Origin of the sequence: Amorphoplanes friuliensis DSM 7358, from assembly GCF_000494755.1 — a bacterium.
In the GTDB taxonomy this organism is placed as follows: domain Bacteria; phylum Actinomycetota; class Actinomycetes; order Mycobacteriales; family Micromonosporaceae; genus Actinoplanes; species Actinoplanes friuliensis.
Genome location: NC_022657.1, coordinates 3,400,529 through 3,417,167 on the forward strand (window position 1 = coordinate 3,400,529; position 16,639 = coordinate 3,417,167).

Annotated in this window: 7 protein-coding genes; 5 read left to right on the forward strand and 2 right to left on the reverse strand. The window is 68.8% G+C overall.

Annotated elements, in window-relative coordinates; genetic code table 11:
- Positions 1-29: 29 nt before the first annotated feature.
- From AFR_RS15875 to AFR_RS15890, 4 genes are all read left to right on the forward strand, one after another.
- Positions 30-626 (forward strand): class I SAM-dependent methyltransferase, encoded by a 597-nt coding sequence (locus AFR_RS15875; protein WP_023361499.1) that lies wholly within the window; start codon positions 30-32, stop codon positions 624-626.
- A 162-nt stretch (positions 627-788) separates the two neighbouring features.
- Positions 789-2,321 (forward strand): pectate lyase family protein, encoded by a 1,533-nt coding sequence (locus tag AFR_RS15880; RefSeq protein WP_023361500.1) that lies wholly within the window; start codon positions 789-791, stop codon positions 2,319-2,321.
- Between the two features lie 63 nt (positions 2,322-2,384).
- Entirely contained in the window at positions 2,385-3,254 is an 870-nt protein-coding gene (locus AFR_RS15885) for an alpha/beta fold hydrolase (RefSeq protein WP_023361501.1), read from the forward strand.
- Positions 3,255-3,316: 62 nt separating this feature from the next.
- Positions 3,317-4,495, forward strand: coding sequence for an endonuclease (locus AFR_RS15890; RefSeq protein ID WP_052359721.1), 1,179 nt, complete (start codon positions 3,317-3,319; stop codon positions 4,493-4,495).
- Here AFR_RS15890 and AFR_RS15895 read toward each other — a convergent pair.
- Positions 4,462-5,352 (reverse strand): arginase family protein, encoded by an 891-nt coding sequence (locus tag AFR_RS15895; RefSeq protein ID WP_023361503.1) that lies wholly within the window; start codon positions 5,350-5,352, stop codon positions 4,462-4,464. The genes AFR_RS15890 and AFR_RS15895 overlap by 34 nt on opposite strands.
- 66 nt (positions 5,353-5,418) lie before the next feature.
- On the reverse strand, positions 5,419-8,532 hold the full coding sequence (locus AFR_RS15900; RefSeq protein WP_041842264.1) for a DNRLRE domain-containing protein: 3,114 nt from the start codon (positions 8,530-8,532) through the stop codon (positions 5,419-5,421).
- A 350-nt stretch (positions 8,533-8,882) separates the two neighbouring features.
- Between AFR_RS15900 and AFR_RS15905 the strand changes: the two genes are divergently transcribed.
- On the forward strand, positions 8,883-16,634 hold the full coding sequence (locus AFR_RS15905) for a ricin-type beta-trefoil lectin domain protein (protein WP_023361505.1): 7,752 nt from the start codon (positions 8,883-8,885) through the stop codon (positions 16,632-16,634).
- Positions 16,635-16,639: the final 5 nt, after the last annotated feature.

Sequence of the window (16,639 nt, forward strand, 5' to 3'; positions counted from 1 at the left end):
CCCGGCGCTGATCCTGGTGTACTGCTCGGGTGAGCGACTACGACGCGATCTATCGGGCAGGCCCGCCACCCTGGGACATCGGGGTTCCGCAGCCCGCGATCGCGGCCGTTCTCGACGACCGGGTACGCGGCCCCAAGGTGCTCGACATCGGCTGTGGCACCGGCACGCTGGCGATCGACCTGGCCCGCCGCGGTTACGAGGTCACCGCGGTCGACATCTCCGGCGTCGCGATCGACGAGGCGCGGTCCCGTGCGGCCGCGGCCGGTGTGACGGTGCACTTCGGCGTGCAGGACGCCACCGCGCTCGACCTGCCGTCGGCGCCGTTCGACTCCGTGTTCGACTCCGGGCTGCTGCACAGCCTGAACAGGCACGGCGGCTCGGAGGTGGACGACTACCTGGCTCAGCTGCCGGACCTGGCCGCGCCGGGTGCGACCGTTTTTGTCCTGGCCGTGTCGCTGGAGCCGGGCCAGGTCTGGGGTGTGACCGAGGAGTTCCTGCGGGCGTCCTTCGCCGAGCCGGTGTGGACCGGCACGGCGATCGAGAAGATCGAGATCTCCGCGGTGGCGGACGGTGAGCAGTTGCGGCTCCCCGGTTTTCTGCTGCGCTCCGTGCGTAATCCGGGCTGACCTCTTGTCACATCGATGAACATCTCCTTATGCTCTGCCCCGCAGGTAAGCGCTTTCCTGACGCACGCGGATCCCACCTGGACGAGGCGAACTCCGTGACATCGGCCGAGACCACGCGCGTGAAGCACCACGTCACACCTCGAGAACGAAGGTGAGACCAGGATGAGACGACCACACGGGCGACTGCAGGCCGGGCTGGCCACGCTGGCTGTCGGGGCCGCGATCGGTCTGGCCCTGCCGATGTCCCAGGCATCGGCAGCGGTCGGCGGCGTGACCGGATATGCCACCCAGAACGGCGGGACCACCGGCGGGGCGGGCGGCGCCACCGTGCGCGCGACCACGGGTACCGCGATCCACACCGCACTGTGCACACGGGCCACCAGCAGCACCCCGATCATCATCGAGGTGCAGGGGACGATCAACCACGGCAACACCGCCAAGGTGTCCGGCAGCAGCTGTAACACCGCCGCCGGCGTGATCGAGCTCAAGCAGATCAGCAACGTCACGATCATCGGCGTGGGCAGCGGAGCCGTCTTCGACCAGCTGGGCATCCACATCCGCGACTCCAGCAACATCATCGTCCAGAACGTGACGGTCCGGAACGTCAAGAAGTCCGGCTCACCCACGTCCAACGGCGGCGACGCCATCGGCATGGAGAGCACCGTCCGCAACGTCTGGGTCGATCACGTCACCCTGGAGGCGTCGGGCGGTGAGTCGGAAGGCTTCGACGGCCTCTTCGACATGAAGGACAACACCCAGTACGTGACGCTGTCGTACAGCATCCTGCGCAACTCCGGCCGTGGCGGGCTGATCGGGTCCAGCGAGAGCGACCTCTCGAACGGGTTCATCACGTTCCACCACAACGCGTACGAGAACCTCGACTCGCGGACGCCGCTGCTGCGCGGGGGAATCGCGCACATCTACAACAACTCGTACGTGAGCCTCAACGAGTCCGGCATCAACTCCCGGGCCGGCGCGCGGGCCAAGGTCGAGAACAACTACTTCAAGAACTCCAAGGACGTCCTCGGCACGTTCTACACCGACGAGGCCGGGTTCTGGCAGGTCAGCGGCAACATCTTCGACAACGTCACGTGGTCCGCGCCCGGCACCGACAACCGGCCGGCCGGCCCGAACCCGCAATCCAACACCACGGTCAGCATCCCGTACGCGTACAGCCTCGACGGCGCGTCCTGCGTCCCTGAGATCGTGCGGCAGACGGCGGGCGCGAACACCGGCCTGCAGGTCTCCAACGGCAACTGCACGCCGCAGTCGCCCACGCCGACAACTCCCACGCCGACCACCCCGACGCCGACGCCTTCGCAGCCCAGCGGCACCAACCTCAGCATCGGTGCGGGCTCCGACGGCTCCAGCAAGGCCGCCGGCACCGGTTACGGCAACGTCCGCGACGGCGACCTGACGACGTTCTGGTCCCCGGCCGGCGCAACGGGCTCCATCTCGATCAAGTGGGGCTCGGCCACCACGGTCTCCCGGATCATCATCCGTGAGGCCTCCGGCTCGGCCGGCAGCATCGGCTCCTGGCAGGTCCTCAACCACGCCACCGGTGCGGTCCTCAAATCCGGCAGCGGGGCGGGAGCCATCACCTTCATCCCGACCTCCCTCACCAAGATCACCTTCAACATCACCAGCTCCACCGGTACGCCCAAGGTCGCCGAGTTCGAGACCTACGCGAGCTGACACCAGCGTGCCCCGGGGCCCATTGCCGGGTTCCGGGGCCTGGCCGGTCGTAGGCTCACGGGCATGACGCAGACCTTCACTCTGTCCGTACCCGGGGCTGATCTGGTTTATGACGTGCGCGGACCGCTGCCGCCGGCAGACGGGCGGCCGGTGTTGCTGATGATCGGGCAGCCGATGACGGCGGAGGGGTTCGGGGCGCTGGCCGGGCACTTCGAGGACCGGACGGTCGTCACCTACGACCCGCGCGGGCTGGGCCGCAGCAAGCGGTCGGACGGCCGTTCCGACAACACTCCGCAGCGGCAGGCGGCCGACCTGCACCTGCTGATCGAGGAGCTCGGCGCCGGGCCGGTCGAGGTGTTCGGGAGCAGCGGCGGCGCGGTCACCGGGCTGGAACTGGTCGCGACGCATCCCGGCGACGTCGTCACGCTGGTGGCGCACGAGCCGCCGATCAACGCTGTGCTCCCCGACGCCGAGGCCGCCGACCGGGCGCGGGCGCGGTTCCACGAGGCCTACCAGGCGAAGGGGATGGGAGCCGGCATGGCGGCGTTCATGGTCATGACGTCGTGGCAGGGCGAGTTCACCGACGCCTATTTCGAGCAGCCCGCCGCCGATCCGGCGATGTTCGGCATGCCGGACACCGACGACGGCAGCCGCAACGACCCGCTGCTGTCGAAGGATTCGTGGGCCGTCATCGACTACCGGCCCGACGCTGGTGCGCTCGAGGCCGCGCCGACCCGGATCGTGATTGCCGTCGGCGAGGAGTCGGCGGGCACGTACACCGCGCGGACGGCGCTCGGCACGGCGGCGCTGCTGGGCCAGGAGGTCACGGTCTTCCCGAGCCACCACGGCGGTTTCCTCGGCGGCGAGTTCGGCTACGCGGGCAAGCCCGAGGAGTTCGCGGTGAAGCTGCGCGAGGTGCTCTCCGCGGGCTGACCGGCACGTATGACAAAGCTGATATGGGGTTTCCGGCCCGCCGGTTCCCCATACTCAGGTACATGTCCGGACTGACAGCACGCAGGCGCGCCGTGGCGCTCCTGATGCCCGCGATCCTCGCCCTGTTCGCACTGACCGTCACGATGTTCCGCGCCCCGGCCGGCATGCGCCCGGCGGCCGCCGCCACGCTGACCGTCGCCCAGGCGATCAGCAACCAGAGCGGCACCGGAACGGTCCGCGGTTACATCGTGGGCCAGCCCACCGGCACCAGCACGGTGCTCCGGAGCAACTTCACCGGTGACACCGCGCTGGCGATCGCCGACAGCCGCACCGAGACCGGCACCGGGGCCATGCTCTACGTGCAGATCACCACAAGTTACCGGTCGGCCTTCGGGCTGCAGACCAACCCCGGTCTGATCGGCTCGGTGCTGACCGTGACCGGCTCGCTGGAGGCGTACTTCACGCACCCGGGCCTCAAATCGCCGTCGGCGATGACGCTCGGCGGTGCCACACCGACACCGACGACTCCGACGCCGACACCGACGGGGTCCACCAGCGCCTACTACGCGGCCGCGGCCGGGAAGTCCGGCGAGAACCTGAAGAACGCGCTGCACGGCATCATCTCCAGCGGAGTGACCAAGCTGTCCTACGACGCTGTGTGGAACGCGCTCAAGGCCACCGACCAGGACCCGGCGAACTCGTCGAACGTGATCCTGCTCTACTCCGGCCTCAGCCGGTCGAAGACGCTCAACGGCGGCGACAGCGGCGACTGGAACCGCGAGCACGTCTGGGCGAAGTCCCACGGCGACTTCGGCACGAGTGTCGGTCCCGGCACCGACCTGCACCACCTGCGCCCGGAGGACGTCCAGGTCAACGCCACCCGCGACAACAAGGACTTCGACAACGGCGGCAGCACCGTCTCCGGCGCCCCCGGCAACAAAACCGACGCCGACTCCTGGGAGCCTCGCGCGGCGGTCAAGGGTGACGTGGCCCGCATGATCTTCTACATGGCCGTCCGGTACGAGGGCGGCGACTCCTACCCGGACCTCGAGGTCGACGACACCACCGGCAGTGGCACCGCGCCGCGGCTGGGACGTCTCTCCGCGCTGAAGGCCTGGAATCTCCAGGACCCGCCGGACGCCTTCGAGAAGCGCCGCAACGAGCTCATCTACAGCACCTACCAGCACAACCGGAACCCGTTCGTCGATCACCCGGAGTGGGTCACCTCGATCTTCGGCTGACCCGAGAGCAGGGAGACCAGGCGTTTTGCGTACCGATGATCGGGGTCCAGGTCCGGGCGGAAGTCCGCGACGCTGACCCCGATCAGTCGCGGTGACGCCAGCAGGGGCGCGAGGACGGCGGCGAGCTGGTCGAGGTCCGGCCCGCCGCCCTGCGGGTAGGTCACCGCGGGGAGCACCGACGGGTCGAGGACGTCGACGTCGAGATGCAGCCACATCGGCACGGCCGCCCAGGCCGCCGCTCGCTCTCCGGCGCCGCGGGGGTCGGCGAGCAGCGCGGGGGAGTCGATCGTGAACAGGTCGTCCGGCAGACGGGCCACCTCGGCTGCCGATGCGGGGTCGAGGCTGGTGGTTCGATGCCCGAGCAGGGCAGCGTTGCGGGCCGCCAGCATCGGAGTCGCCCGGGTCAGCTCCGGCGGTCCGTCACCGAGGAGGATCGCCAGCTCGAGGTCGGCGGTCTCGCCCGTGTCCGACGAGGGTGCGTCCAGGTAGTCCGGATGGCCGTCGAGCAGCCACAGCCCCAGCTCGCCGACCGCCGCACGGGCTCCGGCGAAGACACCAAGAAGCAGGCTGCAGTCGCCTCCGAGGACCAAGGGGCGCCGGCCGGGATGGTCGCGGACGCCGGTCCACAGGGCGGCCGAGAGCGCGTGTGCAGCGGCAACCGTCTCGGGCAGCGCGCGTACGCCGGTGGTCCTGTCCCGGTCGGTGCTCGTGATGACCGTTGCGGCATCACCCAGGTCGAGATCGACAAGGTCGGCCAGGCCGGCGTCCCGCAGCGCCGCCGGTGCTCGCGCCTCGCCGCGGCCCGTGCCCGAGCAGTCCCAGGGCGCGCCGAGCAGAAACCAATCAGAGCCGTTCATGCCCCGACAGTAGAAGAGGGAGGGCCCGATCGGGCCCTCCCTCTTTCCGCGCCGGTCCTGGTGGTACTAGCCGAAGGCCTTGATGGTGCGCCAGTCGACGGAGAGCACGGTCTTCTGCGACCCGCCCCAGGTGGTGGTCGCGTGGTAGACCCGGGTGGTTCCGTCGCTGCCCGTGACCGCCCACATGTCGGGGACCCGGTCACCGTTCACGTCCGGTACGCCGATGACCGCGTAGATGCCCGACGCCGACCATCCCGTCCCGTACTGGACGTCACCGGAGCGGGAAGCCGCGGCGGTCTTGAGCGAGTCGAGGTTGACGCTGCCCGCGACCGTGCCGGGCTTGCCGTGGCGCAGCGACATGACCCCGGTGTCGAGGTGCCGCCAGGTCAGGTCGGGTGTGCCGTCGAGGTCGATGTCGGCGATGTTGACGATCTCGCCGCGGCCCCAGGCGGTGCCCTCCATCAGCGTCGCCGTCTGGAAGCTGCCGCCGGTGTACCCCGACAGCACCCAGAAGGCCGTTCCGGCGCGCAGAGCCAGGTCGGGGAGCTTGTCACCGGTGATGTCACCGACGGCCTTGATCTGGGTCCACGTCGACGGCGCCGGTGTGTTCGACGGCAGGAGCACCTTCAGCCGGTCGTCGATGTTGAAGCTGCCGTACCCGTCGCCGGGGTAGAGCCAGAACCCGCCGTCCGGGGTCCGCGCGAACAGGTCGGTCGTGCCGTCACCCGGGTAGACGTCGCCGAACTTCGCGATCAGCGCCGCCTTGCCGGTGGCCGCGTCGAGCCAGTGACCGGCCGGGTTGAGCTTGCCGCCGGTGGAGTAGGACGCGGAGAGGCTGCCGTAGAGCTCGCCGTCGGTGTCACCGGGCAGGGTGAGAAGCCGTCCGGACGCGTCGATGACGAGCAGGTCGGCGCGGCCGTCACCACCGACGTCACCCGGTCCGTCGGCGACGTCGCGGGGCGGCACGTAGAACTGGTAGAGGGTGGCATCACTGCGGTTGCCGGCCGCGTCGTACGCGTACACGACCAGGGTGGTCGGGCCGGAGTGACGTGGCGCCAGGGCCGGCACGGTGTACGTCCCGGTGGTCGTCGTGACCGTGGTCGGCAGCACGTACTCGAACGAGTACTCGAACTTCTTGGCGCCGTCCGACTTGAAGGTGATCGGGCCGGTCGCGCCGAACTTCACCGTCGACCAGGTTGCGCCGTCCGGTGTGGCCTCCAGCCAGACATCGCTCTCGACGTCCGGTGCCGGTGGCTTGGTGGCGTCGATCGTGAGCAGGCAGGCGTAGTCACCCGGCGGGAAGTACGACGACTCCTCGCCGGACGAGTCCTCGGCGCGAACCGCCCAGGCGTACGTGGTCTTGTCGACCAGGGTGCTGGAAGCGATGGTCAGGCTGGCCTTGCCGGTGCTGTCCGGGGTGACCGCCGTGCCCGCCGGCAGGCTCGTGCCGGCCTTCCAGAACTGGAACCGCAACTTGCTGAGGTTGCTGTCCGGGTCGACCGCCTTGGCCGACAGCACGATGTTGGTCTTGCCGACCGTCACACCGAGCTGACCGGTGGGACCGGGCACACAGGCGCCGCCGGGGGAGGAGACACCGTTGGTGGGCTCCTTCGGCGGGGTGTTGTACACGGCCTCCAGCGTTGCCGTGGTCGCCGCGAACTTGCGCCACGTCTGGGTGTCGTCCTCGCTGGTGGCACGCATGCCGAGTGTCACGTTGGTCGCACCGGCATCGGCGGCCCGCTGAGCCGCGTTCTGGACGTTGAACGCGACGTACTCGTCGGAGCAGTTGCTGCCGTACCCGTACGCGAAGGACTTCTTCTGCTGCAGGGCCGTCCACGAAGGCTGCTTGTTCCAGGTGGTGCCCGAGGAGATGGCCCCGGTGAAGTACAGCTGGAACTCGCGGCTGGTGCACGACCACGAGTGGTTGTTGAGGACCTTGAAGGAGGCGGAGCTGACCTTCGCGCCCTTGATGTTCTTGAAGCCCATCCGCCAGAACGACCGGGCCGTGCCGCCGTTCTCGCTCTCGTAACCCACGCGGGCGTCGGTGGTGCCGCCGTTGTAGCTGGTGCCGTTCAGGAAGTTGCTGTTCGGGTTCTTCTTGTGCACGAACAGCCAGGCCTGCTCGCCGCTGTTGATGGGCGGGTCGAGGAAGACCGGGAAGCGCACCCGGGCGTCGCTCAGGAGCCCGGTGGAGGCGACGTCGAGGTGCAGGCGGGCGGAGCCGGTGCCGTCACCGTCGAGACGCGTGGGCATGGGCGCCTCGCGCGAGCCCGGCTCGAAGCCGCCGAGCCCGGAGAGCTTCAGGACGTCCGCGTCGGTGGCGACCGAGAGACGCGGGGCCTCGGGGGACTCGGGGTCCTTGCCGGAGGAGTCCCACGCCATCGGGGTGGGGATGGAGCCGACCTCGGTCTTGGTCTTCGCGTCGAGGATCCGCACGCCGCCCGTGGTGGCGTTGCGGCGGAACACCGCGCTGTCCGACCGCAGGCCGTAGCTCAGCGAGGCGAGTTCCTTGTTCTTGGCCGCCTCGCGGGTCTTGACGATGAGCAGCTGGCCGAAGCCGCCTTCCTGCCGGGCGACCAGGAGCAGGTCCACGCCGGGCAGCACCTCGGGGTAGAGGGCGCGAGAGCCGTCCAGCACCGGCGCCGGCAGTGCACCGGGCCAGGTGTAGGCGATGGTCCGGCCCCCGATCTCCAGCTCGGCCAGCACGGTGTCCGCCTCGCCGGCCTTCGGTGTGCTCGCGCCGGCGAAGCGTACGGGGGTGGGCGGGTTGCCCGGCCGCACGCTGAGCCCGCCCGGGGTGGCGTCCTTGGCACTGGCGAGGTTCATGTCGACGGGCTTCCAGGCGCCCTGGGAGTCCTGCGTCTGCTGCGTCACCGCGTGCGTCCGGGTGCGCAACTGCCCGTCCGGCAGCGCCCAGGTCTGGGAGTTGCCGGTGGTGGCGCTGTCGACGAGGACTTCCTTCTTCGACTGCCGGGCCTCGGTGAGGGCGGCCTCGCGGTCCCGGAACTGCACCGCACCGGGTGCGGGCGCGGGTGCACCGGCGGTCGCGGCCGGACTGTCGCTTGTGGAGGGCCACCACGGCACGGAGGCGGCCACCAGTGCGGCGATCACCAGGCCGGCGGTGCAGATCAGCCTGGTGCGCGTACGCACGAAGTATCTGAGAAAACGAGGCACGGTCACGGCGGTCGACTCCCGGAGGCAGGGGCGGAAAGCGCGCACACCGTCGCACGGCACCGGGTCGGCTCCGCTACCCCGTGCTTGTTATCGATTCGATACATAGCGCAGTGCAACCAGCCGGGAATGCGGCGGATAGGTGTTTTGAGAGGTCTTCGTTTGACGAAACGCGATGGATCTACCGTTTTGCGGGTTGGGCACCAAAGCCGATCAATGGTGAGCTATATTCACGATCATCGAGTGACCTAGATCACTCTAAATCGAGTTTAGTCACGGTCCGTAACGTTGAGTTCCCGCGTTCCGTCCCGCACAGTCGCCGCATCCTCCGTCCGGCCCTGAGTGGGAGTCGACTCGTTATGCGTGGAACTGGTCCACTGTGGTGGCGTGTCCGTACGGCGCTCGTCCTGAGCCTGTCGGCCACGCTGGTGGCGACGAGCCTGCCCGCCCGGGCGCTCGGTGTCCCCGGCGACGGGATGTCCCGCGAGGGCGCCGCGGTCACGCTGCCGAAGCTCGCCGCGAACACACCCGTCGACCAGGACGAGGCGGCGGAAGCCGACCTCACCACCGCTGACGAGGTGCCGGTCGAGCCGTACCAGCCGACCGCCGTCGCGCCGTGGCAGGAGGACAGCGGTGTTGTCGATCTGACCGGCCTCGAGCCCGGCGCGAGCCTCCCGGTCGACGACCTGCCGATCGCGCTCGGTGTGCCCGAGGGCGCCGACCCGGCCGACCTCGCCGGCAACTGGACCGTCGACCTCGCCGCGCCCGAGGCGTCGCAGGCCTCCGACGTCGCCGGCCTGATCATGAAGATCGTCCCGCCCGCGTCCGCCGCCGCGGACGCCGAGGTGGCGCTCAGCGTCGACTACACGACCTTCGCCGACCTCTACGGCCCGCAGGCGGCCGACCGCTTCGGCATCGTGGTCCTGCCCGACTGTGCCTACGACGCGCCCGGCACGGGCGAGTGCGAATCGACCGGCGAGCCCGGCGAGGAGACCGACCCCGCGACCGCGACCGCCGTGCCCAGCGAGGTCCAGGTCGTCCCGGCGTCCTCGGCCGCCGCCCGCTCGTTCTCCGGTGCCACGGCCTCGGCCGGCAAGCGCCACATCATCAGCGCGACCGTCCCGCTCGACAAGCTGCTCGACGACTCCGCCACCGGCGGGGTGGGCGGGATGGCACGCGCCGCCGCCGCGTCCGGCTCGGGTGTGGTCGGCGCGATGGACACCGGCGCCTCGGCTGCCGGTGACTTCACCGCGACGCCGCTGCTGTCCTCGGGTTCGTGGGCCGCGGGCTCGTCGTCCGGTGCGTTCACCTACTCGTACCAGGTGCAGGTCCCCGAGACCGCCGGCGGTCTGATCCCGAAGGTCAACCTCGGCTACTCGTCGCAGTCGGTCGACGGCCGCACCTCGGCGACCAACAACCAGGCCTCCTGGATCGGTGACGGCTGGGACTACAGCGCCGGCTCGATCACCCGCACCTACGCCAACTGCAAGCAGGACTCCAAGCGGCCCGGCGCCAACAACACGCAGCTCAAGACGGCCGACCTCTGCTGGGGCTCCAAGAACGCCACCCTGTCGCTCGGCGGTATGAACACCGAGCTCGTCTGGGACGCCTCCAAGAACAAGTGGTTCACCGCCAACGGTGACGGCTCGGTCATCGACCAGGAGTTCGACACCAGCAAGGCCAACGGTGACAAGGACGGCGAGTACTGGGTCGTCACGACCCGCGACGGCACGAAGTACCACTTCGGCCTGAACAAGCTCCCGGGCTGGACCAGCACCGACCCGGTCACCAACTCGGTCCTGACCGTCCCGGTCTACAGCAACCACTCGGGCGAGCCCTGCTACAAGGGCTCCAGCACCGACGACTACAAAAAATCCTCCTGTACGGAAGCCTGGCGCTGGTCGCTCGACTATGTCGAGGACGTGCACGGCAACGCCATGAGCCTGTGGTGGGCCAAGGAGCAGAACTACTACGCCAAGAACTTCGACTTCAAGGCCCCCGTCAAGTACGACCGCGGCGGTTACCTGAGCCGGATCGACTACGGGCAGCGCAAGGACAGCATCTTCTCCGCCGTCGCCCCGGCCCGGGTCAACTTCTCGGTCGAGGAACGCTGCTACGACAAGGGCTCCCTGACCTGCAGCGAAACCAACTTCACCAGCAAGAACCCGGGCGACTACCGCATCTGGTACGACACCCCGGCGAACCTCCGCTGCGCCGCACCCACCCCGAAGGTCCTCTGCTGGAACGCCGCACCGACGTTCTTCTCCCGCAAGCGCCTCGACAAGATCACCACGTCGGCGCAGCGGCGTACCGACACCACCGCCCGCCAGGTCGTCGACGACTACCAGCTCAAGCAGTCGTTCCCGATCCTGAAGACCGGCCCCAACACGGCCCTCTGGCTCGAGTCGATCACCCGTACCGGCTACGCCCGCAACGGCACGACCGACGAGAAGGTCACCCTCAACCCGGTGCGCTTCGAGTCCAACGTCGAGAACATGCCGAACCGCGTCATGCGCGGCACGAACGACCCCCGCCCCGGCTTCTCCCGCCTGCGCATCGGCCGTGTCATCAACGAGTACGGCGGCGAGACGGTCGTCAGCTACAAGAAGCCGACCGGTGACTGCGAGACCGGCCTCGGCCTGCCCGGCAAGACCGCCACGGGTGAGCTGAAGTCCAACACCCGCCTGTGCTACCCCGCGTTCTGGCACCCCGACCCGGCCGCGGAAGAGATCGACTGGTTCCACAAGTACGTCGTGGAAACCGTCGAGGAACTCCCCGCCGTCGACGGCGCGTTCGGCACGACCACGACCTACGCGTACAAGAACGCCGGCTGGAAACTCGCCGAGTCCGAGTTCACCAAGAAGTCCACCCGCACGTACTCCCAGTTCGCCGGCTTCCAGCAGCTCACGGTGCTGACAGGCGAGGAGAACCCCGACTTCGGCAGCAAGCGCACCAAGTCGGTGACCCGCTACTTCCGCGGCATGGGCGACACCGTCGGCGTCGACGACATCACCGGCACCGAGATCGCCAAGGACCGCGAACCCTTCGCCGGCCGCATCGCCGAAGAACTCACCTACTCCGCCGCCGGCGACGCCGACACGGACTGGCTCACCCGCAGCATCACGTACCCCCAGGCCGTCGAACTCGCCCGCCGCAACCGCGACGCGGACGACATCAGCCCCCTGATCGCGTACCGCGTCCTCGAACCCCGCCAGCTCACCGTCACCAAGTCCTCCGGCACGGGCGACGACAAACGCACCGAACGCAAGGTCGAAACCCGCACCACGTACGACCCCACCTACGGCCTCCCCACCCAGATCGAATCCCTCGGCGACACCGCCAAAACCGGCGACGAGTCCTGCGGGACGGTGGACTACGTCCACCACACCACGAAGAACATCATCGGCCTGACCCGGCAGCTCCGGACGAGCCCGACGACCTGTGCCGCCGCCGACTTCGACAACCTGACCACGCTCACGTCCGCCAGCCGTACCGCCTACGACGGACTGGCGTACGGTGCCGCGCTTCCCGCCACGACGCGCGGTCTCGCCACCCAGACCTTCTCGCTGAAGGCTGACGGCACCGGATTCCAGCTCGAGGGCACCACCGGCTTCGACGCGATCGGCCGGGTCACGTCCAAGGCGGACCGGGACAACCGCACCTCCACGATCACCTACGAGCCCGCGACCGGTCAGGCTTTCCGGGTGCGGGAGAAGAATCCCCTCCAGCACGAGCAGGTCCGGGAGATCGAGCCGGGCCGAGCCGTCGGGATCAGCACGACCGACGTCAACGGGCACTTCAGTCAGGCGCAGTTCGACCCGCTGGGCCGCATGCGCAAGGCCTGGGGACCGGGCCGTGCGACGAACACCGTGCCGGACTTCGAAGCGATCTACACCACGCCCGACCCGGCGAGCAGCCAGCGGAAACCTCCGTACGTCACCACCAAGACACGGGGACACGAAGGCAGGATCCAGACCTCCGTCACCATCTACGACGGTCTGGGCCGGGCGCGGCAGAGCCAGGAGGAAGCCACCGGTGGCGGCCGCCTGATCACCGACACGCTGTACAACAGCTCCGGTGAGGTCTACGAGACCAACAACGCGTACTACACCGCGGGTACCCCGGACGGTCAGCTGTTCAAGCCGGACGCCGCCGTCCCGAACACCACGCGCTACCGGTACGACGGACTCGGCCGTGTCGTTCAGGAACTGCCCATTCTCCGCGGCGACGAGATGCCGAACCGGGCCACCAGGTACGAGTACGGCGCCGACTACTCGACGGTGATCAACCCGACCGGCGCAGGCTCGTACCGGACCTACTCCGACGCCTTGGGCCGCACGACCCGGGTCGACACCTTCCGGGATGCCGGTCGCAGCACCTTCACGTCGATGTCCTACCAGTACGACGCACGCGGTCAGCTGGAGAAGGCCACCAACTCGGAGAACGCGAAGATCACCTGGTCGTGGACGTACGACCGGCGCGGCCGGATGATCGCGGCCTCCGACCCCGACAGCGGCGTCACCAGCACCAGCTACGACGACTACGACCGGCCGCTGACCGCCACCAACGCCCGCGGCGCCACGGTCTGGAACAGCTACGACGAGTTGTCGCGGCCCAAGGAGCAGCGCCTCAACAACAGCACCGGCACGCTGCTGGCATCGTTCGGTTACGACACCGCCGCCGGTGGCAAGGGCCTGCCCGCGTCGTCCACGCGGTACACCGACGGCCAGCCCTACACCCAGACCATCGGCGGTTACACCGATGACTACCAGCCGACCTCGACCACGTTGTCGCTGCCGGCGACCGTCGCGAGCACCTGGGGTCTGAAGCCCTCGTACTCCTACAGCTACGGCTACACCGAGACCGGTCTGGTGGAGTCGGCGACACTGCCGTCGGTCGGCAGCTTGGCCGAGGAGAAGCTGCTCATCCGCTACACCAAGGACGGTCTGCCCCTGTCGGTCTCCGGCCGGGACTGGTACGGCTCGGAGACGGTCTACTCGCCGTACGGGCAGGTCCTGCGCTCGACCCTCGGCGCACAGCCCTACCGGGTGTGGGCGATGGCGAACTACGACGACGCCAGCGGCGCCCTCACCGGGCAGCAGGTCTACCGGGAGAAGTCCGACGACAAGAGCATCGTCGGCGGAAACCTCGTCTCGCAGCGGTCCTACGCCTACGACGACGCGGGCAACGTCACGGCGGTCCGGGAGCACTCCGTCGGTATCGAGGAGCGGCAGTGCTTCGTGCACGATCCGCTCGGCCAGCTGAAGAAGGCCTGGACCGCCAAGGACCAGGACTCCTGCAGCGCCGGACCGGTCGGCGCCGACGGCACCGTCAACGTCGCGGCCGGCAAGGACAACACGGGCTACTGGCAGGAGTTCGAGTACGACCTGCTCGGCAACCGCAAGAAGCTGGTCCAGAAGGACATCACCGGCGCGTCGGCCAAGGACGCCACCACCGACTACACCTACGGCAAGGCCGACGGCAGCCAGCCCGGCACCCTCACCAAGGCCACCAAGAAGTACGTCACCCCGGCCGGTGCGGCGATCACCGCCGAGGCCGAGCGTCTCTACGAGCTCACCGGTGAGACCAAGTCGGTCACGTCGCTCCAGAACGGCGACAAGCAGGACCTGGCCTGGACCTACGACGGCAAGATCGAACGCATCGCGGGTCAGGGCGAGAACGGTAAGACCGCGTACGTCGGCCTGGCCGACAAGTGCATCGACCTCAAGTCGAGTCTTCCCGTGGCCGCTCAGCCGATCCAGCTCTACACGTGCAACGGTGGTCTCGCCCAGAAGTGGCGATTCACCGCGACGCCCGGTCAGAGCGATTCCACCCTGGGAACGCTGTCCATCCACGACGGCTGGTGTCTGCAGCCCGCGGCCGGCACGGCGGGATCAGCAGCACAGTTGCAGAAGTGCGACGGCACGGCCGCTCAGCAGGTGAACCGGCTGTCCGCGACCAACCAGCTCAAGCACGTGGCATCCGGACTCTGCTTCGCCGTGAAGGACGGCATCACGACGGACGCGACGCCGATCGTGCTCGCGGCCTGTGCCGGCACCTCGACCGCGCAGCAGTGGCTGGCTCAGAACGAGACGCGCCACATCTACGGTCCTGACGGCGGCCGGCTGCTGACCATGCAGGGCAAGCAGGCAACGCTGTACCTGGGCGAGGCCGAGCTGACCGTCCAGCGCGGCGGTATCGCGGTGAACACCCAGCGCACCTATTCGACCCCGGGTGGAGCGGTCGTCCGCAACGCCTACGGCGCCGGCGCTCCCGGACTGACCGCCGTTGTCGGTGATCACCAGGGCACGCCGTACGCCGAGGTCAATCTCAGCGGCACCATGCAGGTGCGGATCCGTAAGCAGGATCCGTTCGGCAACCAGCGGGGAACCGTTCCGCTCGGCATGCACATCGCCAGCAACGACGGCTTCCTCGGCACCACCCGTGACGACGCCTCCGGCTACGTGCCCCTCGGGGCCCGGTTGTACGACCCGGTGGTCGGGCGCTTCCTGTCCGCCGACCCGGTCCTCGACCTGGCCGATCCACTGCAGTCCAACGGGTACGCCTACGCGCACAACAACCCGGTGACGCACGCCGACCCGACCGGTCTGTCGGTCGCGTCGGTCACGCTGACCGGTGCCGAGATGGCTGCCGCACTCGCCGGTGTCGGCCTCAGCCCCGCTCAGGTGGCGGAGGCGCAGGCCAACGCGAACCGCTCGCTCAGCTCGATCATCCTGTCCGCGGCCTGGGGCATCCTCAGTGAGTTCATCGGACTCACCGATGCCATGAACTGCTTCGGCGGAGACCTGTGGGCCTGCGGCAGCCTGATCATCGGCGCCATCCCCTGGACCAAGGTCCTGAAGATCGGCAAGATCGCCAAAGCCATCGACCGCACCATCGCGGCGATCCAGGCCTGGCGAACAGCCAAGAAGGCCGCCGAAGCCGTCCTGGCCGCGGCCCGGGCGGCGGAGCGGATGGCGCTCCAGGCCAAGAAGGCGGCGATCGAGCGGGCCAAGAAGGCTGCGCAAGCCGCACAGAAGAAGGCCGCCGACAAGGCGGCGACAACCAGCAACGCCGCCGCCAACGCGTCCAAGAAGACCGGCAACCCGGTGCACAAGGAGGCGCAGGCCAAGGCCAACCCGGCGGGAGCCTCCAGCGGCGCCGGCAAGGGTGGATCCAAACCCGGTGGATCGTCCGGCAGTTCGTCGCGCAGCAGCGGCGGAACCAGCGGCGGGGGCGGCGCCGGCAAGTCCCGGGACAGCGACGGTGGTGGTGACGGCGACGGCGGTAGCTGCAACAGCTTCCTTCCGGGCACCAAGGTGCTCATGGCGGACGGCTCGGCCAAGCCCATCGAGGACGTCAAGACCGGTGACGAGGTCAAGACGACCGACCCCAAGACCGGTGAGAGCCGGGACTCGACCGTCACCGCCGAGATCGAGGGTGAGGGTCTCAAGAACCTCGTGAAGGTCACCGTCGACACCGACGGGGACAAGGGTGAGGCCGAAGCCCAGGTGACGGCCACCGACGGCCACCCCTTCTGGGTGCCCGAGCTGGCCGACTGGATCGACGCGACGGAACTTCAGGCCGGGCAGTGGCTGCGGACCAGCGCCGGCACCTTCGTGCAGATCACCGCGATCGACCGGTGGACCACCACGCAGGCGGCCGTTCACAACCTCACGGTCAGTGACGTCCACACGTACTACGTGGTCACGGGCGGTTCGTCGCTCCTGGTCCACAACTGTGATGCCACCGTCTACCGGGTCGAGGGCGCTGCCAACGAGCGGATCCGGGTGCACGAGGACGGCTCGGTGCTGATCCGGGGCGCCAGCAAGACGCTGTTCGTCGGCTTCGACAACCGGGCGCGGGCCGAGGAGTTCCTCGCGAAGCGCCTCGAGCAGGGCTTCTCGGACTCGGTGATCAAGAGCTTCAAGGTCAAGCGCGAGTTCCTGGACTACCTGCGGGCGGACATGGTGCCCGAGTCGATGTCGAAGCAGTTCCCGACCAGGCCGATCTCCGTCGACCATCCGGCCACGGATCAGTACGGGCTGAAACCGTTCAACACCAGGTTGATGCTTGACTACATCGTGCCGAACAGCGGCAAGGTCGGTTAGGAGCG

Bases quoted from the DNA above. Each gene is read 5' to 3' on its own strand.
- AFR_RS15880 (WP_023361500.1), top strand. From the start codon at position 789: ATGAGACGACCACACGGGCGACTGCAGGCCGGGCTGGCCACGCTGGCT.
- AFR_RS15885 (WP_023361501.1), top strand. From the start codon at position 2,385: ATGACGCAGACCTTCACTCTGTCCGTACCCGGGGCTGATCTGGTTTAT.
- AFR_RS15890 (WP_052359721.1), top strand. From the start codon at position 3,317: ATGTCCGGACTGACAGCACGCAGGCGCGCCGTGGCGCTCCTGATGCCC.
- AFR_RS15895 (WP_023361503.1), bottom strand. From the start codon at position 5,352: ATGAACGGCTCTGATTGGTTTCTGCTCGGCGCGCCCTGGGACTGCTCG.
- AFR_RS15905 (WP_023361505.1), top strand. From the start codon at position 8,883: ATGCGTGGAACTGGTCCACTGTGGTGGCGTGTCCGTACGGCGCTCGTC.